This window comes from Pseudomonas sp. DF11 (assembly GCF_058148565.1).
This window is the reverse complement of sequence record NZ_JBYVYN010000006.1, coordinates 97,074-114,764: the sequence shown is the minus strand read 5'-3', so window position 1 is coordinate 114,764 and position 17,691 is coordinate 97,074. Positions and strand designations below refer to the sequence as shown.

Genomic DNA, 17,691 nt, shown 5'->3' with positions numbered 1-17,691 from the left:
AGGAGCGCTCCAATGGCTTCGAAAAAACTCGACGTGGAGCGTGGCGACAGCCAACTGAGCGGGCAACTGGTCGACGGCCGGCTCGACGGCCCGCTACAGATTGAAGAGGCCCGGCGCCCGCAGGCAAAACTCAACTACAACCAAGGTGAACTGCACGGCAGCAGCACCCTGTATCACCCCAATGGAAGGGTCTCGGCGGTACTGCCGTTCGTGAAAGGGAAATTGCAGGGTGTAGCGAGTTTTTACGCCGCCGAAGGCGGGTTGCAGCGCCAGGCCACGTATCGCAATGGGCTACTGCACGGTGAGGCCAACAACTATTTCCCCGACGGACAACTGGCCGAAGCCGAGTTCTATCGCGACGGTGTGCGCGACGGCCGCTATCGGCGCCTGCACCCCAACGGCAACCCGGCGGTCGAGGCCCGCTACCTCAACGGCCAACTGCTGGAACCGGCCCACGCCTACGCTGAAGATGGTCGACCACTGGATGCCGAGGGCAAACCGATCTCTCGGGTGCGCTGGTGGTTCAGGCGTTGGAATGATCCAGCGCAGGCATAACTATTGTCTTCCCCTTTCCCCCTGTGGGAGCGAGCCTGCTCGCGATGACGGCTTCACAGTCAATATCACCACCAACTGACCCACCGCAATCGCGAGCAGGCTCGCTCCCACAGGGGATTTGAGGTGGACAGCAAGCCCGCATCCACCTCACAACCATCAGGGAATGAGCATCTGCACCTGCCCCGGCACGACGATCTTGATCACCCCGGCCCAGGTGCACATCAGGGTACTGTTGGCGTCGATGGCCGGCATGTTACCGAGCAACAATGTGGGCGCGCCGCCAGGGATCCATGGGGTCGCGGTGGCGGGAATGCACGGCATGGGGGTCAGTACACCCAGTGCCGCAGCGGTCGCGGCAGCCACGGTCGGGTTGGCCAGGCTCTGGCACATGCCGAACGTGGTGATGTTCACCAGCGGGATGTGATCCATGATGTTCGCCGCTGGCATCCCGCCGGTCAGCAGGCGATTGACCGGCAGCACATTGAGCACCGCCGGGGCGACGCCGAAGCTGCATTGCAAGGTTGCGGTGCCACAGACTTGCGGGCATCCCATCGCGATTGCTCCTTTGAAAGCTGCAGGCATCACAACCATAGCTCGCCCATGGCCGTCGTGCATCAGGCCCGCTGATTATCCTGCAACACGCTAACCTATAAGACCCTGGCGTGCTTGTGACGCCTCCCACGCGCCATTAGATTAGCCAATGATCGATGGCCTCCAAAATAAGCAGAAGGGATAAGCATGGCGTTTACTGATCAGTCCACCCGCGTGCGCGACGGTGAAGAACTCGATGCCAACCTGATCGACCCGTACCTCAAGGCCCACATTCCAGGCCTCACCGGCGTGCCGCGGATCAGCCAGTTTCCCGGTGGCGCGTCGAACCTGACCTACCTGCTGGAATACCCCGAGCAGGAATTCGTCCTGCGCCGGCCGCCATTCGGCCACAAGGCCAAGTCCGCCCACGACATGGGCCGTGAGTTCCGCATCCTCAATCAATTGCGCGAAGGCTTCCCGTACTGCCCCAAAGCCTACGTGCACTGCACCGACGAGTCGGTGATGGGCGCCGAGTTCTACGTGATGGAACGGGTCAAGGGCATCATCCTGCGCTCCGACCTGCCGCCGGAACTGGGTTTCGACGCCGCCCGCACCGAAGCACTGTGCAAGAGCTTCATCGATCGGCTCGTGGAATTGCACCGAGTCGACTACAACGCCTGCGGCCTGGCCGACCTGGGCAAGCCCGAGGGCTACGTGGCCCGGCAGATCCGTGGCTGGAGCGACCGCTACGAAAAAGCCCTGACCCCCGACGCGCCAAAGTGGGAAGCGGTCAAGGCCTGGCTCAACGACAAGATGCCCGCCGACCACCCGACCTCGAGCATCGTCCATAACGACTACCGCTTCGACAACGTCATCCTCGACCCGGACAACCCGATGCAGATCATCGGCGTGCTGGACTGGGAACTGACCACCATCGGCGACCCGTTGATGGATTTGGGCAACAGCCTCGCCTACTGGATCGAAGCCGACGACCCGGAGCCGGTGCAGTTGATGCGTCGCCAGCCAAGCCACGCACCCGGCATGCTGACTCGCCGTGAGTTCGTCGATTACTACGCCGAGCGCGCCGGGATCCGCATCGACAACTTCGACTTCTATTACACCTACGGCCTGTTCCGTCTGGCCGGGATCGTCCAGCAGATCTACTACCGCTTCTTCCACGGCCAGACCCAGGACAAACGCTTCGCGCAGTTCGTTCAGATGAACAAACTGCTGGAGCAGATGAGCTTGCAGGTCATCGGCAAATCCACGCTTTGAGCGCACCTATAACAAGGAAACAGCATGTCCAAGACTCAGTTGTTCGAACTCGACGGTAAAATCGCTTTCGTTTCCGGCGCCAGCCGTGGCATCGGCGAAGCCATCGCCAAACTGCTGGCCCAACAAGGCGCCCATGTGATCGTGTCCAGTCGCAAACTCGACGGTTGCCAGCACGTAGCCGACGCGATTATCGCCGCCGGCGGCAAGGCCACCGCCATTGCCTGCCACATCGGGGAAATGGAGCAGATCAGCCAGGTGTTCGCTGGCATCCGCGAGCAGTTCGGCCGCCTGGACATCCTGGTCAACAACGCCGCCACCAATCCACAATTCTGCAACGTGCTGGACACCGACCTGGGGGCGTTCCAGAAAACCGTCGACGTGAACATTCGCGGCTACTTCTTCATGTCAGTGGAAGCCGGCAAGCTGATGCGCGAGAACGGCGGCGGCAGCATCATCAACGTGGCCTCGATCAACGGCATCTCTCCGGGGATCTTCCAAGGCATCTATTCGGTGACCAAGGCCGCCGTGATCAACATGACCAAGGTCTTCGCCAAGGAGTGCGCGCAGTTCGGCATCCGCTGCAACGCCCTGCTGCCGGGCCTGACCGACACCAAGTTCGCCTCGGCGCTGGTGAAGAACGACGCGATCCTGAAAACCGCCCTGGCACAAATCCCCCTCAAGCGCGTGGCCGACCCGAGCGAAATGGCCGGCGCGGTGTTGTACCTGGCCAGTGATGCGTCGAGCTACACCACGGGCGTGGCGTTGAATGTGGATGGGGGCTTCCTCTCCTGATATCGACATTCATCCTGTGGGAGCGGGCTTGCTCGCGAATGCGATGAGTCAGTCATAACTGTATCAACTGATCCGGCGCATTCGCGAGCAAGCCCGCTCCCACAGAGGATCTTCAGTGATTGCAGAAATGAATATTTATTCCAACATTTGCAATTAGCGAATATTTATTCCATAAAGAGCCCTCCTGAAAACAAAAATTCAAAGGGCTCTTCCTCATGCGCGAACTCGGCATCGGTCTGATTGGCACCGGCTTCATGGGCCGTGCCCATGCGCTGGCGTTCCACAATGCCAAAGCGGTCTTCGACCTCCCCCTGAACCTGACACTGGCGGCCCTGGCCGACGCCGATCCGCAGCGCGCCCGGCAATGCGCCCAGAGCTGGGGGTTCGCGACGGCCCACAGTGACTGGCAACAACTGATCGACGACCCGAAGGTCAACCTGATCGCCATTACCACGCCCAACCACCTGCACTTCCCCATGGCCATGGCAGCCCTGGCGGCGGGCAAGCCGGTCTATTGTGAAAAACCCTTGGCGGTGTCCCTGGAGCAAGCCGAACAGATGCGGCAAGCGGCCAAGGCCGCCGGCGTGGTGACGCGGGTCGGCTACAACTATCAGCACAACCCGATCATCCAACTGGCGCGGAACATGATCCAGCGCGGGGAACTGGGGCAGATCATCAGCTTCCAGGGTGAGTTCAGCGAAGACTTCATGGCCGACCCGAGCTCGCCGTGGTCATGGCGCTGCGAAGCCGCCCACGCCGGTGGCGCACTGGCGGACCTGGGCAGCCACTTGCTGGCCATGGCTCGTCACCTGTTGGGCGATGTCGAAGCGGTGTGCGCCGACAGCCAGACCGTGCACCACCAACGCCCCGCCAGCGCCGGCAACGCCGAACAACGCGCCATCGCGGTGGACGACCAGGTCCACGCCCTGCTGCGTTTCGCCAATGGCGCCCGAGGTACGGTGAGCAGCAGTTGGCTCAAGCACGGCTACAAGAACCACCTGAGCTTCGAGATCAGCGGCACCCTCGGCACGCTGGCGTTCGATCAGGAACGGCTCAATGAACTGCGCCTGTGCCGCGTCGGTCAGGCAGGTTTCCAGCGCCTGCTGGCCGGCCCGGATTTACCGGGGTATGCCGCGTTCAGCCCGGCGGCCGGGCACCAGTTGGGGTACAACGAATTGAAGACCCTGGAAGTGCAGGAACTACTCATGGCCCTCGCTGGCCAGGGTGGCAGCGGGACCGACTTTGCCGAGGCCTGGGAAGTGGAGCGGCTGGCGGCGGCGATTCGTGTGGCGGCGCGGGAGCAGCGGTGGGTGAAAATCAGCGAGCTGTAAACGCTCATTTTTGCCGCACCTTGTAACCCCCTGTGGCGAGGGTAGGTGTTCAGTTTGGATGTTGGGTTTGCAACTCAACCAAGCGCGCCGCCAGCGCCTTTGCCTGGCTCGCCACGTCGGTCACGGCGGTGCTTTCCCACCACAACCCCCGCAGTGGCGGGCCCATGGCGAACAGCCGTTCGGCAGGCTCGCCTTGGGCGTCCAGCACCGCCCCGTCAGGCCGTGCGGCGATACCCAGGGCCAATGGGCCCGGCTGGATCAGGCCTCGGGCCAGCAACTGCTGCGGCAGCGGTCGCGCGACGCGACGCCAGTCATATTCGATACCACTGGAATTGATCAGCGCCGCGCCCTGCACCACCGTCAGCCCAACCTCACCCCGCCGACGGATGTGAATAGCCAGCCCCCCCTCTGCCGTGGAAGCCAAGCCCATGAACGACGCCGCCTGGATCCGCAACCGCCCTTCCCCATGCAAACGCGCCACCAGCTCAGCACTCAACGGTGGCGAGCGATGATGATGACTCTCCCACCACGGCCGCACATGCCGCACGAACTGTCGGCGCTGCACATCGCTGGCCTGGTTCCACAAGCGCCCGATATGCGCGCGCACGGTGTCCAGCGGTGCCTGCCAATCGACGCCTTGGGTCTGGGCCTGGCGGCATTGCTCACGCAGGGCCCGCATCAACTGGCGCGGCGAACGCAGGCTGTGATCCTCGGCCAGGAAATCCATCCAGGCCGGCGGCTGGCGACGCACATGAGGCAGCAGTCCATGACGGGAAAACACTTCGATAGGCCCGCGGTGCCCGGCCTGCTCCAGGGACACCACGGCGTCGACCATGGTCAGTCCCGAGCCGATGATCAACACCGTGGACTGCGGGTCGAGCTGGCGCATCGCAGCCACATCCCAAGGATCCAGGGCCGCGGCATTCAAGCCGCTGGATTCGGTCTGCGGGGTGCGCGCCGCCGGGAACATGCCGGTAGCCAGCACCGCGAAACGGCCACGCAAGAGTTGGCCATCGTCCAGCGTCACCATCACGGCATCGTCGGCAAGCCGCAGGTCCACGGCCTCCCCGCGCACGTGCTCGGCGGTCGAACCGTTTTGTGCGCCCAACTCGCGAGCTTCGGCCAGGCGTTGCTGCACATAGAGGCCGAATATCCCCCGGGGTGGGAACAACTCGCTGATCGGCACGTGCTGTTGATCCGACTCGGGCCAGCCGCCGGCTTCGATGAACGCGGTGAGCCATTGGGTCAAGTCATCGGCGTTGTCCGGGTCGACACTCATGCGCGCCGCGTTGCCATTCAAGGTGTGGCCAAGTTCCACCGCGCTGTAGGCCTCGCCCCGGCCCAGTTCACTGCGCGGCTCGACGATCAGCACCTCGCGTCGGCCCGGCAGGCGCAGCAATTGCGCGGCCAGCATCGCGCCGCTCAAGCCGCCACCGATGATCAGGATATCGGCTTCGCGGATGAGGCCGCTCCCCTGTCGCTCCAGCGCTGTGTCCATACTGCTCTCCAGAAATCAAATCACCACGTTGCGTACGAATCTCGCCGCCACCGGGCCATCGTTGCGATAGGCATGGGGCTGGTTGCTGGCGAACATGAAAAACTCACCGGCGCCAATCCGGCGTTCCTCGCCGCCCAACAACAGGGTCAGGCAGCCCTCGAACACATAGAGCTGTTCGCTCCAGCCGTCGGCGTCGGGTTCGGAAGGGTAATGCTCGCCGGGCTCCAGGCGCCACTCCCAGAGTTCGACCTCACGGCTGGCGGTGGCCTTGGCGAGCAATACGGCTTTGCTGCCAGCGATGGTACCGGCCCAGGCCAGTTCGTTGATGCGGCTCGGGTCGCGGGCGTCGGGGGCCTGGATCAAGTCGCTGAAGGCCACGTCCAAGGCTTCGGCGACCCGGTCAAGCGTGGTCAGGCTGACGTTCTTTTCCCCGGCTTCGATAGCCACCAGCATCCGCCGGCTGACCCCGGACCGTTCGGCCAACGCGGTCTGGCTGAGCTGTGCGGCATGCCGCAGACGACGGACGTTCTGGCTGACGTGTTGCAGGACGGAGGCCCGCTGGCCGGATTCTTTGTGCACTATATTGCTCACATGGCTGGGTTGCGCATTATACTGCCCAACTTCGGGCGCATTGTGCGTCCGCCTCAATTGGCGCGCAAGGTCATGGCATCGGTGAACTCCCCACAAGCTTCCTCCCATCTCTCAAGGTTCAGCAAGGCCGAATGCGTGCTGGTGCTGATTACCATGATCTGGGGCGGGACGTTCCTGTTGGTGCAGCACGCCATGACCGTCAGCGGACCGATGTTTTTCGTCGGCTTGCGCTTTGCCGCCGCAGCCGCTTTCGTCGCGCTGTTCTCCTGGCGCCACCTGCGCGACCTGACCCTGTTCGAACTCAAGGCCGGCTGTTTCATCGGCGTGGCGATCATGCTCGGCTACGGTTTGCAGACCGTCGGCCTGCAAACCATCCCCAGCAGCCAGTCGGCGTTCATCACCGCACTTTACGTGCCGTTCGTGCCCTTGCTGCAGTGGCTGGTGCTGGGCCGTCGACCGGGCTTGATGCCCAGCATCGGTATCATGCTGGCATTCACCGGGCTGATGCTGGTCTCGGGTCCGGCGGGTGCCTCGTTGAATTTCAGTGCCGGCGAAATTGCCACGCTGATCAGCGCCATCGCGATTGCCGCCGAGATCATCCTGATCAGCGCCTATGCCGGCCAGGTCGATGTGCGCCGGGTGACCGTGGTGCAACTGGCAAGCACCGCGGTGCTGGCATTCCTGATGGTGGTGCCGACCCAGGAAACCATCCCGGATTTTTCCTGGTTGCTGCTGGTCAGCGCCGTGGGCCTGGGGGCCGCCAGCGCAGCGATCCAGGTGGCGATGAACTGGGCGCAGAAAAGCGTCTCGCCCACCCGCGCCACGCTGATCTATGCCGGCGAGCCAGTGTGGGCCGGCATCGCCGGGCGCCTGGCGGGCGAGCGGCTGCCGGCGATTGCCTTGTTCGGCGCGGCGTTGATCGTGGCGGCGGTGATTGTCAGTGAGCTGAAGACCCGCAGCAAAAACGCGGTCGAGGTGGATGAGGTGCTTGAGCGCGAGCAGTGAGGTCGATCAACGAAATAGCGGCGAGCAAAACTGTGGCGAGGGGATTTATCCCCGCTGGGTCGCGTAGCGGCCCCGAAACCTGCCGCTGCGGTGTGTCAGCGCTATGGAATTGCCTGCTTTGGGTCTGCTGCGCAGACCTGCGGGGATAAATCCCCTCGCCACAGGTGTGGCTAGCTCTGACTCTGCATCCCCTCGCCAAAACTACGCAAAGTAAGAAAACTCCACCTACCTTGTAGGATTCTGCGACACCCTCACGGTTGGTGATCGGGGATCCCCCACGTATGATCCCTCACAAACTCCCGCCGAATAGAAGCCTATGTCACTGATAGTTCTATTGCTTTTACCCTTCATCGGCAGCTGTGTCGCGGCGCTGCTGCCGCATAACGCCCGTAACGCCGAATCATTGCTGGCGGGCCTCGTGGCCCTGGTCGGCACCGTTCAGGTGGCCTTGTTGTACCCGCAGATCGCCGACGGTGGCGTGATCCGTGAGCAATATTCCTGGTTGCCCAGCCTCGGCCTGGATTTCGTGCTGCGCCTGGACGGTTTCGCCTGGCTGTTTTCGTTGCTGGTGCTGGGTATCGGCACGCTGGTGTCGCTGTACGCCCGCTACTACATGTCGCCGGACGATCCGGTGCCGCGCTTCTTCGCCTTTTTCCTGGCGTTCATGGGTGCCATGCTCGGGCTGGTGATCTCCGGCAACCTGATCCAGATGGTGTTTTTCTGGGAATTGACCAGTCTGTTCTCGTTCCTGCTGATCGGCTACTGGCACCACCGCGCCGACGCCCGGCGCGGTGCCTATATGGCGTTGATGGTGACTGGGGCTGGCGGGCTGTGCCTGTTGGCTGGGGTGATGCTGCTCGGCCATGTGGTGGGCAGCTATGACTTGGACAAGGTTCTGGCCGCCGGCGATCTGATCCGCGCCCATGCCCTCTACCCCATCCTGTTGTCGCTGATCCTGATCGGCGCCCTGAGCAAAAGTGCCCAGTTCCCTTTCCATTTCTGGCTGCCCCACGCCATGGCCGCGCCCACACCGGTGTCGGCGTATTTGCACTCGGCGACCATGGTCAAGGCCGGGGTGTTCCTGCTGGCGCGGTTGTGGCCGGCACTGTCGGGCAGTGAACAATGGTTCTACATCGTCGGCGGCGCGGGGGCCTGTACGTTGCTGCTGGGCGCCTACTGCGCGATGTTCCAGAACGACCTCAAGGGTCTGCTGGCCTATTCCACCATCAGCCACCTCGGGCTGATCACCCTGCTGCTGGGCCTGAACAGCCCGCTGGCGGCGGTGGCGGCGGTGTTTCATATCCTCAACCACGCCACCTTCAAGGCCTCGCTGTTCATGGCCGCCGGGATCATCGACCACGAAAGCGGCACCCGCGACATTCGCAAGCTCAGCGGCCTGGTGCGGCTGATTCCGTTCACCGCGACCCTGGCCATGGTCGCCAGCGCGGCGATGGCCGGGGTGCCGTTGCTCAATGGCTTCCTGTCCAAGGAAATGTTCTTCGCCGAGACCGTATTCATTTCCGCCACGGCCTGGGTCGAGCTGGCGCTGCCGATCATCGCCACCATCGCCGGGACGTTCAGCGTCGCCTATTCCCTGCGCTTCACCGTGGACGTGTTTTTCGGTCCCACCGCCACCGACCTGCCCCATACCCCCCACGAACCACCGCGCTGGATGCGCGCGCCGGTGGAGTTGCTGGTGTTCACCTGCCTGGTGGTGGGGATTTTTCCGGCCCAGGTGGTCGGCTCATTGCTCGCCGCTGCGGCGTTGCCGGTGGTGGGCGGCACGCTGCCCGAATACAGCCTGGCGATCTGGCACGGCCTCAACGCGCCGATGATCATGAGCCTGGTGGCGATGTCCGGCGGCATCGTCCTGTACCTGCTGTTGCGCAATCAATTCAGGCAAGGGCACATCAAGCACCCGCCGTTCATTGGCCGACTCAACGGCAAGCGGCTGTTCGAACGCGGCCTGGTGCTGATGATGCGCCAGAGCCGGCGCCTGGAACGACGGATCAGCACCCGCCGCCTGCAGGCCCAGTTGTTCTGGCTGGTACTGGCCGCCGTGCTCGCCGGGCTGATCCCCATGCTGCACAGCACGCTGGTGTGGGGCGACCGGCCGAAAATCCCCGGCTCCATCGTGTTCGTCTGCCTCTGGCTGCTGGCGATCGCCTGTGCCCTGGGCGCGGCCTGGCAGGCCAAGTACCACCGGCTCGCGGCCCTGACCATGGTCAGCGTCTGTGGCCTGATGACCTGCGTGACCTTCGTCTGGTTCTCGGCGCCGGACCTGGCCTTGACGCAACTGGTGGTGGAAGTGGTGACCACGGTGCTGATCCTCCTGGGCCTGCGCTGGCTACCTCGGCGGATCGAGGATGCCTTGCCAAGGCCCAACAGCGAACGGCGCGCGCGCATTCGGCGCCTGCGGGACTTGCTGTTGTCCATTGCCGTGGGCGGCGGCATGGCGCTGCTGGCCTACGCGATGCTGACACGCCAGACACCCAACGACATTTCTTCGTTCTACCTGAGCCGTGCCCTGCCCGAAGGCGGCGGCAGCAATGTGGTGAACGTGATGCTGGTGGACTTCCGTGGCTTCGACACCCTGGGAGAAATCACCGTACTGGTGGCGGTGGCCCTGGCGGTGTTCGCCCTGCTGCGACGCTTCCGCCCACCGAAGGAAAGCATGCAGCTGCCGGCGCAACAGCGCCTGCTGGCGCCGGACGTGGTCACCGACCTGGTCAACCCGCGCCATGCCAGCGACACCGCACTGGGCTTCATGATGGTGCCGTCGGTGCTGGTGCGCCTGCTGCTGCCGATTGCCCTGGTGGTGTCGTTCTACCTGTTCATGCGCGGCCACAACCAACCCGGCGGCGGCTTCGTGGCCGGGTTGGTGATGTCGGTGGCGTTCATCCTGCAATACATGGTCGCCGGCACGCAGTGGGTCGAGGCGCAAATGAGCCTGCGGCCGCTGCGCTGGATGGGCACCGGGCTGTTGTTCGCCACCGCTACGGGCCTGGGGGCAATGGCCGTGGGTTATCCGTTCCTGACCACCCACACCTGGCATTTCGAGTTGCCGCTGCTGGGCGACATTCACCTGGCCAGCGCGCTGTTCTTCGACATCGGCGTGTACGCCGTGGTGGTCGGCTCGACACTGTTGATCCTTACCGCCCTGGCTCACCAGTCGGTACGAGCCCATAAGCCGGGCCTGCAAGCCAAACCCGTCGCCCCCGTCAAAGGAGCCACCGCCTGATGGAAGAAGTCATCGCAATCGCAATCGGCGTACTGGCCGCCTCCGGTGTCTGGCTGGTGTTGCGGCCACGGACCTTCCAGGTGGTCATGGGCCTGTGCCTGCTGTCCTATGGGGTCAACCTGTTCATCTTCAGCATGGGCAGCCTGTTCATCGGCAAGGAGCCGATCATCAAGGACGGCGTGCCCCAGGACCTGCTGCACTACACCGACCCACTGCCCCAGGCCCTGGTGCTGACCGCCATCGTCATCAGTTTCGCCATGACCGCGCTGTTCCTGGTGGTGCTGCTGGCGTCCCGGGGACTGACCGGTACCGACCACGTGGACGGTCGGGAGCCCAAGGAATGATATTGACGCCTCACCTGATCGCCGCCCCCATCCTGCTGCCGCTGCTGACCGCCGCGTTGATGCTGATGCTGGGTGAGAAGCACCGCCCGCTCAAGGCCCGGATCAATCTGTTTTCCAGCCTGCTGGGCCTGGGCATCGCCGCACTGTTGCTGTACTGGACCCAGGACCAGGCCCTGCCCGCTTCCATCGGCGTGTACCTGCCCGGCAACTGGCAGGCGCCGTTCGGTATCGTCCTGGTGGTCGATCGGCTGTCGGCGCTGATGCTGGTACTGACCGGCATCATCGGTGTCAGCGCCCTGCTGTTCGCCACTGCCCGTTGGGATCGCGCCGGGGCGAGTTTCCATGCCTTGTTCCAGATCCAGTTGATGGGCCTCTACGGCGCCTTCCTGACGGCAGACCTGTTCAACCTGTTCGTGTTCTTCGAGGTGCTGCTGGCGGCTTCCTACGGCCTGATGCTGCACGGCTCGGGCCGAGCGCGAGTGTCGTCGGGCTTGCATTACATTTCCATCAACCTGCTCGCCTCGTCGTTGTTCCTGATCGGCGCCGCGCTGATCTATGGCGTCACCGGCACATTGAATATGGCCGATCTGGCCCTGAAGATCCCGCTGGTGCCGGAGGCCGACCGCGGCCTGCTGCACGCCGGGGCAGGCATCCTCGCGGTGGCGTTCCTGGCCAAGGCCGGCATGTGGCCGCTGAACTTCTGGCTGGTGCCGGCCTACAGTGCGGCCAGCGCACCGGTGGCGGCCCTGTTTGCAATCATGACCAAGGTCGGCGTCTACACGATCCTGCGCCTATGGACGTTGCTGTTCTCCGGCCAGGCCGGCGCCTCGGCGTATTTCGGCGCCGACTGGCTGGTCTACGGCGGCATGGCGACCATCGTCTGCGCCGCCATCGCCATTCTGGCGGCGCAACGCCTGGAGCGCATGGCGAGCTTGAGCATCCTGGTCTCGGCCGGGATCCTGTTGTCGGCCATTGGCTTCGCCCAACCCAACCTGGTGGGCGCGGCGCTGTTTTACCTGGTGAGTTCGACCCTGGCGCTCTGCGCGCTGTTCTTGTTGGCGGAGCTGATCGAACGTTCGCGCTCGGCCAATGAATTGTCCCTGGACGACGACTTCGACACCTTGCCGCGACCGCTGGAATCCCTGCAACCGCCCAAGGGCACCAACCTCGATGACGAGCAGAAGGCCGTGGTCGGGCAAGTGATCCCCTGGACCATGGCCTTCCTTGGCCTGAGCTTTATTTTCTGTGCGCTGTTGATCATCGGCATGCCGCCGCTGTCGGGGTTCATCGGCAAGCTGAGCTTGCTGAGCGCCTTGCTCAATCCTCAAGGGCTCGGCGCCAGCGCCGGGGCGCCGGTGTCGAACCAGGCGTGGGGCTTGTTGGCGTTGCTGATCCTCTCGGGGCTGGCCTCGCTGATCGCCTTTTCACGCCTGGGCATCCAACGCTTCTGGACGCCCCAGGAACGCCCGTCACCGTTGCTGCGGCCGTTCGAATGCCTGCCGATCATCGTTCTGCTGGGCCTGGGCATCGCCCTGACCTTCAAGGCCGAACCGTTGCTGCGCTATACCCAAACCGCTGCCGATGCGCTGAACAACCCGGAACATTACGTGATGTCGGTACTCGCCACCCGCCCCGTGCCTAACCCCGAAACCCGCGCCGCGTTGCAGGAGGTGCAGCCATGAAGCGCCTGTTTCCCGCTCCGTGGTTGTCCCTGGCGCTGTGGTTGCTGTGGCTGGTGCTGAACGTGTCCCTCAGCGTCGGTCATTTGCTGCTGGGCGCCGCGTTGGGCTTCCTGGCCCCTCTGATGATGCGCCCGCTGCGACCGCGCCCCATCCGTATCCGCCGGCCGTGGGTGGTGTTGCGCTTGTTCCTGCTGGTGGGCCGCGATGTAGTGATGTCCAACCTGGCGGTGGCCTGGGGTGTGCTGAACGCGGGGCGTCGCCCGCCTCGCTCACGGTTCATCAAGGTGCCGCTGGACCTGCACGACGCCAACGGCCTGGCGGCGCTGTCGATGATCACCACGGTGATTCCGGGAACGGTCTGGTCGGAATTGGCCCTGGATCGCAGCATCCTGTTGATGCATGTGTTCGATCTGGCGGACGAGGCGTCCTTCATCGCCCATTTCAAGGCCACCTACGAGCGCCCGTTGATGGAGATTTTCCAATGAGCCCGCTGTTGTCCAATGCGATCCTGTTGAGCCTGTTCCTGTTCTCCCTGGCAATGGTGCTGACCCTGTGGCGGCTGTTCAAGGGCCCGTCGGCCCAGGATCGGGTATTGGCCCTGGACTACCTGTACATCGTGGCGATGCTGATGATGCTGGTGCTGGGCATTCGTTATGCCAGCGACACCTATTTCGAGGCGGCACTGCTGATCGCCCTGTTCGGCTTTGTCGGCTCGTTCGCCCTGGCCAAGTTCCTGCTGCGTGGCGAGGTGATCGAATGAGCGGTGAATTGTCGATGTGGGTCGAAATCCCGGTGGCGATCCTGCTGGTGCTCAGCAGCCTGTTCGCCCTGGCCGGGGCCATCGGCCTGGTGCGGCTCAAGGATTATTTCCAGCGCATGCACCCACCGGCCCTGGCGTCTACCCTGGGAGCCTGGTGCGTGGCGCTGGCCTCGATCGTGTATTTTTCGGCGCTCAAGTCCGGCCCGGTACTGCATGCCTGGCTGATACCGATCCTGCTGTCCATCACCGTCCCGGTGACCACCCTGCTGTTGGCCCGGGCAGCGTTGTTTCGCAAGCGCATGGCCGGGGATGATGTGCCGGCGGAAGTCAGCAGCCGCCGAAACGACTGACAATCTCGAGCCGAACACTATTGTGGCTAGGGGATTTATCCCCTCACCACAGTTGCATTCGCCGTTAGAGACTCAGACCCAGGCCACCGCCAGCAACCCGGCCCCGAGCACCACGCACAACGGCGAATAGACCCAGGTGTCGAGCTTGGCGAAGGTCGAGCCCTTGACCTCCTTGAAGAAACCCACCAGCTCCGACTCGCCAATGGCCCGGGCGAACATCAGCAAGGCGATCGCGCTGATCAGCCATTGCAATGCCCGATGGGTGACCGGCTGCGCCAGCAGGCCGACTCGCAGGCACACCAGCAGCGCAATCATCAGCAGCGCCAAGGCCACCAACAAGGTCAGCCAGCCCGAGGGGTCGAACGCCGGTCGCAACGCCTCCCCTTGCTTCACCGGCACCTGAGGCACCACCGCCAGGGCCGCCCATCGCCCACCCAGGGCCCAATACAAATGAATCAAGCTGATGGTCGCAAACACTGCGACCAGCGACCGAGCCAATAAAAGCGTCATTCGCCAGCCTCCTGAAAAAGGTTGAACAATCATCCTAGCTCGAATTTGGCATTTCGCTGGACGGGCGCAGGTTGCCAGTTTCCAGTGAATGACGCATTGCCCAGGATCAAGAGTTCAACCCGCTGGCATCCGAGCCGTGCTACAGGCCGGCGGCCACCTTGTCTGCCACCTCCTTGGGCACCCAAGCCTGCCAGACCTGTGGATGGGCCTTGAGGAACGCTTCGGCCGCTTCACGGGGTGGCGTACGCTTCTCGCTCATGTCAGCCAGGGCCTTGTTCAACGGTTCGATCGGCAAGTCGACCTTGCTGAAGAACTCGGCGATGTCCGGGTATTGCTTCTGGAACGGCGCGGATACGCCAATCGACAGTTTCGAGGCCAGTGAGCGGGTCGGCTTCGGGTTGGGGTTATCGGCGTCGGTCAGGGTTTTCCAGGCCTCGGCATCGAATGGCGGCTCTTGCAACTGCACCAGCTTGAAGCGCCCGAGCAGCGGCGTGGGCGACCAGTAATAAAACAGGATCGGCTTGCCCCGGCGGATCGTCGAGCTGATTTCCGCATCCAGCGCCGCCCCCGAACCGCTGCGAAAGTTCACGTAGCTGTCAGACAGGCCATAGGCCTTGAGTTTCTGCTTGTTGACCACCTCGGATGTCCAGCCGATGGGGCTGTTGAGGAAGCGGCCCTTGTCGGGGCTCTCCGGGTCCTTGAACACATGCTTGTAGCGCACCAGGTCTTCGACGCTGCGCAAATCCGGCGCCAGGGGCTTGATGCCCTTGGCCGGGTCGCCCTTGATCACGTACTCCGGCACCCACCAGCCTTCAGTCGCGCCCTTGACCGTATCGCCCAGGGCGATCACCTTGCCTTCGGCCTCGGCCTTGACCCACACCGGACTGCGGCCGGCCCATTCCTCGCCGATCACCTGTATGTCGTTGTTGGCCAGGGCGGTTTCCAGGGTAATGGTAGTACCCGGCAGTGTGTCGGTCGCAAGTCCATAGCCCTTTTCGACGATGATCCGCAGGATATCGGTGATCAGGCTACCGCTTTCCCAGTTCAGGTCGGCGAAATGGATCGGCGTTGAAGCGGCCGACACCGGAAGTGGCGAAACCAACACAGCGAAGGTGGCCCAGGCAGCCAGCCACTGTCGAACTCGTTTCATGCTTTGCACCTCATGCAGATACAGCAATAGCTGAACGGCCCTGCGTAACCGAACGCAAGCCCTGAATAGTTCAGTCAATTGACTGTAGCCGAGGTTCCAGCGAGATCTTGCGAAACTGCCAGCGGTTTGGGCGCAAAGCCCCAGCAAGCCCGATGCCTACGCGCTTTTCACCGGCCCTGAAGCGGTCACTCGCTGGCCTTGAAGGTCACGAGTTCGCCCTTGCGCCACTTGGCCGCCTTGGCGGTGACCGCCTTCAGGGTCTTGGTCAAGCCTTCCTGCAACTGTTCGTTGGCCGCAAACACGGTCACCACGCTGTGGCCTTCCTTGAACAGGATTGCATGACCACCGGGGGTCGTGACGAAGGCGTAATCGCCAAGGCCATAGACCGTCAGCTTGATTTCGCGAAAGCGGATTTCAAACTTGCCACCTTCGCGGCTGGGCAATACCGCTGCGCGAAAATGATCACCGACCTTGAGTTCGAGCCTGGGCTTGTCATCGACCACCAACGCCGACTCGGTGTCGATTTCGGCGACATAAATACCTTCGGCGGTCTGCTCGGTGATGTAGACGAAACGTGACTGGAATAGTTTGACCAGTTTTGCCCGCAGGTCACCAAGTACGAATAACGCATGCATGTCGAGATTACTTACTGCCAAGGAAACATCCCCATTTTTGAAAAAGGCCCGCCCTGCACAAAGGACGGACCACGAGAACCCGTACCGACTGTATCGTCGTAATGGACCTGTAACTGAAATTCGAAGTGAAAGGCGCGCCCTATCCCGGGCCGAGAGCAGACTAAAGGTTGCCGCTCCCGCCGTCTTTCCCGGGGGGTCGCCAGAGGCTGAAGGAAAAAGCCACTCTGAGCATCGGAAAAGATGGGACTACTAACTTTAGGGAAATTTCTCACTTAAAAAAGCATTTTTCTGACATCGAGCCCAAAAAAAATTGCTTTAGATAGGCGCAACCGTCCACACGACACTGCCGATTCTAGAGCAGCCGAAGGCGTGGAGACTACTCGAAGTACCCGACAATTCGTCGGTAAACCATAGAAAAGGAATTCGCATGGCCGCTTTCACAACCCTGCCCCGCACCGTATCCCCTTGCATCGTGGACACAGATGACACCTTTGACGCAGTCGACTGCCCGCCCATTTCGTTGATTCAACCGCGTTATCGGGTCGTTCTGGCGGGCAAGTGCTTTTTTCACATAGAGGAAACATCGACTGGACGTGTAAGAGGATTCCGAACCGACCATAACGAGGCCTGCTACCTGGCCAGGAGTCTCGAACGCAGCGCCTGAACTCATATGTGCCCGTCCATGACTTAACTCAGCCACCGACGGGCAACTGCTGCCATACTGCTCGCCCAGCGAAGAGCGTCGTTCATCGGCGATCGCGCATCCATGATATGAGCTTGAGGAGAAGGCGCGACGTGACGGAATTTGATATCGGCGAATTTTTTATCCGGGGCGAAGCCAGAGAGGTCGAAGGCGAGTTCCAGGCCGTCATCCTGATGCGCGCCAAGCCACCCTTGACCACCGTCAGTTGCCACCAGGTGGAGAAGGATCGCTGGTTCAAGACCTCGGAGATCGCTGCCGAGGCCGCCAGGGAAGCGGCCAAGGCGTTGAAGGCCGCAGTGGATGAAGGGGCCTTGAAAGCCTGAATTTGATCGAACTCCTGGCGAGCGCTTGCCTCAGATAAAGGGAAGCAGTCGGGGCGCCATGACGGCGCCCCATTCACAGGAGACTTCCATGGAACAACCTTCGCACGATCTCAAGACCCTGTTCGACCAACTGGGCCTGCCCTCCGACGGCAAGGCCATCGACGATTTCATCGTCGCCCACCCACTGGCGCCGGAGATCAAGCTGGTGGAAGCCGATTTCTGGTCGGACCAGCAGAAAGACCTGCTTCAGGAATGGCTGCTCGCGGACGGCGAAGAAGCTTTGTTGGTAGACGAACTGAATGTGCGCCTGCACGACGGTAAGTAGCGCCAAGAACCATGAGTCCCCTGTGGCTAGGGGATTGGTGGGAGCAAAGCTTGCTCGCGATACAGGCGCATCGATCCCTCATGAGACCGC

20 protein-coding genes are annotated in these 17,691 nt (G+C 62.7%); 14 read left to right on the top strand and 6 right to left on the bottom strand.

Features of this window, described 5'->3' with window-relative positions:
• Window positions 1-12 precede the first annotated feature (12 nt).
• Window positions 13-555: a toxin-antitoxin system YwqK family antitoxin gene (locus tag AC30D9_RS18730; protein WP_134923941.1), complete on the top strand. Its 543-nt coding sequence runs from the start codon at window positions 13-15 to the stop codon at window positions 553-555.
• Window positions 556-711: 156 nt separating this feature from the next.
• Here AC30D9_RS18730 and AC30D9_RS18725 read toward each other — a convergent pair whose 3' ends face one another.
• Entirely contained in the window at window positions 712-1,107 is a 396-nt protein-coding gene (locus AC30D9_RS18725) for a DUF4280 domain-containing protein (protein WP_109755997.1), read from the bottom strand.
• A gap of 186 nt (window positions 1,108-1,293) precedes the next feature.
• Here AC30D9_RS18725 and AC30D9_RS18720 point away from each other — a divergent pair, with 186 nt between their 5' ends.
• The 3 genes from AC30D9_RS18720 to AC30D9_RS18710 all read left to right on the top strand — a co-directional run bounded on the left by AC30D9_RS18720 (window position 1,294) and on the right by AC30D9_RS18710 (window position 4,484).
• The gene (locus tag AC30D9_RS18720; RefSeq protein WP_134923940.1) at window positions 1,294-2,361 is read left to right on the top strand and encodes a phosphotransferase family protein; all 1,068 of its coding nucleotides are present in this window, start codon (window positions 1,294-1,296) and stop codon (window positions 2,359-2,361) included.
• Between the two features lie 24 nt (window positions 2,362-2,385).
• Window positions 2,386-3,153: an SDR family oxidoreductase gene (locus tag AC30D9_RS18715; RefSeq protein ID WP_490144563.1), complete on the top strand. Its 768-nt coding sequence runs from the start codon at window positions 2,386-2,388 to the stop codon at window positions 3,151-3,153.
• A gap of 215 nt (window positions 3,154-3,368) precedes the next feature.
• Window positions 3,369-4,484 (top strand): Gfo/Idh/MocA family protein, encoded by a 1,116-nt coding sequence (locus AC30D9_RS18710; RefSeq protein WP_490144562.1) that lies wholly within the window; start codon window positions 3,369-3,371, stop codon window positions 4,482-4,484.
• 49 nt (window positions 4,485-4,533) lie between these two features.
• Here the strand turns inward: AC30D9_RS18710 and AC30D9_RS18705 are convergent, their stop codons facing one another.
• Both AC30D9_RS18705 and AC30D9_RS18700 read right to left on the bottom strand, forming a co-directional pair.
• Window positions 4,534-5,982 (bottom strand): FAD/NAD(P)-binding protein, encoded by a 1,449-nt coding sequence (locus tag AC30D9_RS18705; protein WP_490144561.1) that lies wholly within the window; start codon window positions 5,980-5,982, stop codon window positions 4,534-4,536.
• A gap of 15 nt (window positions 5,983-5,997) precedes the next feature.
• Window positions 5,998-6,561 (bottom strand): helix-turn-helix domain-containing protein, encoded by a 564-nt coding sequence (locus tag AC30D9_RS18700; RefSeq protein WP_307571035.1) that lies wholly within the window; start codon window positions 6,559-6,561, stop codon window positions 5,998-6,000.
• Window positions 6,562-6,573: 12 nt separating this feature from the next.
• Between AC30D9_RS18700 and AC30D9_RS18695 the strand changes: the two genes are divergently transcribed.
• From AC30D9_RS18695 to AC30D9_RS18665, 7 genes are all read left to right on the top strand, one after another.
• Window positions 6,574-7,578 carry a DMT family transporter gene (locus tag AC30D9_RS18695; RefSeq protein WP_209022204.1) on the top strand — a complete coding sequence of 335 codons (1,005 nt, stop codon included), beginning with the start codon at window positions 6,574-6,576 and terminating at the stop codon, window positions 7,576-7,578.
• A 316-nt stretch (window positions 7,579-7,894) separates the two neighbouring features.
• Window positions 7,895-10,819, top strand: coding sequence for a monovalent cation/H+ antiporter subunit A (locus tag AC30D9_RS18690; protein WP_490144560.1), 2,925 nt, complete (start codon window positions 7,895-7,897; stop codon window positions 10,817-10,819).
• Window positions 10,819-11,163 (top strand): Na+/H+ antiporter subunit C, encoded by a 345-nt coding sequence (locus AC30D9_RS18685; RefSeq protein WP_003202835.1) that lies wholly within the window; start codon window positions 10,819-10,821, stop codon window positions 11,161-11,163. The genes AC30D9_RS18690 and AC30D9_RS18685 overlap by 1 nt, the downstream gene beginning before the upstream one ends.
• Window positions 11,160-12,845 (top strand): monovalent cation/H+ antiporter subunit D, encoded by a 1,686-nt coding sequence (locus AC30D9_RS18680; RefSeq protein ID WP_134923930.1) that lies wholly within the window; start codon window positions 11,160-11,162, stop codon window positions 12,843-12,845. Before AC30D9_RS18685 ends, AC30D9_RS18680 begins: the two co-directional genes overlap by 4 nt.
• Window positions 12,842-13,330, top strand: a complete 489-nt coding sequence (locus tag AC30D9_RS18675) for a Na+/H+ antiporter subunit E (RefSeq protein ID WP_490144559.1) — start codon at window positions 12,842-12,844, stop codon at window positions 13,328-13,330. Before AC30D9_RS18680 ends, AC30D9_RS18675 begins: the two co-directional genes overlap by 4 nt.
• A complete protein-coding gene (locus AC30D9_RS18670; protein WP_003202841.1) occupies window positions 13,327-13,605 on the top strand; it encodes a K+/H+ antiporter subunit F in 279 nt (92 codons plus the stop codon). Before AC30D9_RS18675 ends, AC30D9_RS18670 begins: the two co-directional genes overlap by 4 nt.
• Window positions 13,602-13,955 (top strand): Na+/H+ antiporter subunit G, encoded by a 354-nt coding sequence (locus AC30D9_RS18665; protein ID WP_134923928.1) that lies wholly within the window; start codon window positions 13,602-13,604, stop codon window positions 13,953-13,955. Before AC30D9_RS18670 ends, AC30D9_RS18665 begins: the two co-directional genes overlap by 4 nt.
• A gap of 72 nt (window positions 13,956-14,027) precedes the next feature.
• On the opposite strand, the gene AC30D9_RS18660 is transcribed toward AC30D9_RS18665, so the two are convergent.
• The 3 genes from AC30D9_RS18660 to AC30D9_RS18650 all read right to left on the bottom strand — a co-directional run bounded on the left by AC30D9_RS18660 (window position 14,028) and on the right by AC30D9_RS18650 (window position 16,250).
• The gene (locus tag AC30D9_RS18660; RefSeq protein ID WP_490144558.1) at window positions 14,028-14,465 is read right to left on the bottom strand and encodes a DUF3995 domain-containing protein; all 438 of its coding nucleotides are present in this window, start codon (window positions 14,463-14,465) and stop codon (window positions 14,028-14,030) included.
• A gap of 139 nt (window positions 14,466-14,604) precedes the next feature.
• Window positions 14,605-15,615, bottom strand: a complete 1,011-nt coding sequence (locus AC30D9_RS18655; RefSeq protein ID WP_134923926.1) for an ABC transporter substrate-binding protein — start codon at window positions 15,613-15,615, stop codon at window positions 14,605-14,607.
• A 185-nt stretch (window positions 15,616-15,800) separates the two neighbouring features.
• Window positions 15,801-16,250, bottom strand: a complete 450-nt coding sequence (locus AC30D9_RS18650) for a hypothetical protein (protein WP_134926615.1) — start codon at window positions 16,248-16,250, stop codon at window positions 15,801-15,803.
• Between the two features lie 427 nt (window positions 16,251-16,677).
• Between AC30D9_RS18650 and AC30D9_RS18645 the strand changes: the two genes are divergently transcribed.
• The 3 genes from AC30D9_RS18645 (at window position 16,678) to AC30D9_RS18635 (ending at window position 17,601) form a co-directional block, all read left to right on the top strand.
• Entirely contained in the window at window positions 16,678-16,914 is a 237-nt protein-coding gene (locus tag AC30D9_RS18645) for a hypothetical protein (RefSeq protein WP_490144557.1), read from the top strand.
• A 131-nt stretch (window positions 16,915-17,045) separates the two neighbouring features.
• Window positions 17,046-17,276: a hypothetical protein gene (locus tag AC30D9_RS18640; RefSeq protein ID WP_134923924.1), complete on the top strand. Its 231-nt coding sequence runs from the start codon at window positions 17,046-17,048 to the stop codon at window positions 17,274-17,276.
• A gap of 88 nt (window positions 17,277-17,364) precedes the next feature.
• Window positions 17,365-17,601: a DUF2789 family protein gene (locus tag AC30D9_RS18635; RefSeq protein ID WP_307571041.1), complete on the top strand. Its 237-nt coding sequence runs from the start codon at window positions 17,365-17,367 to the stop codon at window positions 17,599-17,601.
• The last annotated feature ends 90 nt before the right edge of the window (window positions 17,602-17,691 follow it).

Excerpts from the sequence above, each read along its gene's own strand:
- AC30D9_RS18730 (WP_134923941.1), top strand. The coding sequence starts at position 13 with ATGGCTTCGAAAAAACTCGACGTGGAGCGTGGCGACAGCCAACTGAGC.
- AC30D9_RS18725 (WP_109755997.1), bottom strand. The coding sequence starts at position 1,107 with ATGGGATGCCCGCAAGTCTGTGGCACCGCAACCTTGCAATGCAGCTTC.
- AC30D9_RS18720 (WP_134923940.1), top strand. The coding sequence starts at position 1,294 with ATGGCGTTTACTGATCAGTCCACCCGCGTGCGCGACGGTGAAGAACTC.
- AC30D9_RS18715 (WP_490144563.1), top strand. The coding sequence starts at position 2,386 with ATGTCCAAGACTCAGTTGTTCGAACTCGACGGTAAAATCGCTTTCGTT.
- AC30D9_RS18710 (WP_490144562.1), top strand. The coding sequence starts at position 3,369 with ATGCGCGAACTCGGCATCGGTCTGATTGGCACCGGCTTCATGGGCCGT.
- AC30D9_RS18705 (WP_490144561.1), bottom strand. The coding sequence starts at position 5,982 with ATGGACACAGCGCTGGAGCGACAGGGGAGCGGCCTCATCCGCGAAGCC.
- AC30D9_RS18695 (WP_209022204.1), top strand. The coding sequence starts at position 6,574 with ATGGCTGGGTTGCGCATTATACTGCCCAACTTCGGGCGCATTGTGCGT.
- AC30D9_RS18690 (WP_490144560.1), top strand. The coding sequence starts at position 7,895 with ATGTCACTGATAGTTCTATTGCTTTTACCCTTCATCGGCAGCTGTGTC.
- AC30D9_RS18685 (WP_003202835.1), top strand. The coding sequence starts at position 10,819 with ATGGAAGAAGTCATCGCAATCGCAATCGGCGTACTGGCCGCCTCCGGT.
- AC30D9_RS18680 (WP_134923930.1), top strand. The coding sequence starts at position 11,160 with ATGATATTGACGCCTCACCTGATCGCCGCCCCCATCCTGCTGCCGCTG.
- AC30D9_RS18675 (WP_490144559.1), top strand. The coding sequence starts at position 12,842 with ATGAAGCGCCTGTTTCCCGCTCCGTGGTTGTCCCTGGCGCTGTGGTTG.
- AC30D9_RS18670 (WP_003202841.1), top strand. The coding sequence starts at position 13,327 with ATGAGCCCGCTGTTGTCCAATGCGATCCTGTTGAGCCTGTTCCTGTTC.
- AC30D9_RS18665 (WP_134923928.1), top strand. The coding sequence starts at position 13,602 with ATGAGCGGTGAATTGTCGATGTGGGTCGAAATCCCGGTGGCGATCCTG.
- AC30D9_RS18660 (WP_490144558.1), bottom strand. The coding sequence starts at position 14,465 with ATGACGCTTTTATTGGCTCGGTCGCTGGTCGCAGTGTTTGCGACCATC.
- AC30D9_RS18655 (WP_134923926.1), bottom strand. The coding sequence starts at position 15,615 with ATGAAACGAGTTCGACAGTGGCTGGCTGCCTGGGCCACCTTCGCTGTG.
- AC30D9_RS18650 (WP_134926615.1), bottom strand. The coding sequence starts at position 16,250 with ATGCATGCGTTATTCGTACTTGGTGACCTGCGGGCAAAACTGGTCAAA.
- AC30D9_RS18645 (WP_490144557.1), top strand. The coding sequence starts at position 16,678 with ATGGCCGCTTTCACAACCCTGCCCCGCACCGTATCCCCTTGCATCGTG.
- AC30D9_RS18635 (WP_307571041.1), top strand. The coding sequence starts at position 17,365 with ATGGAACAACCTTCGCACGATCTCAAGACCCTGTTCGACCAACTGGGC.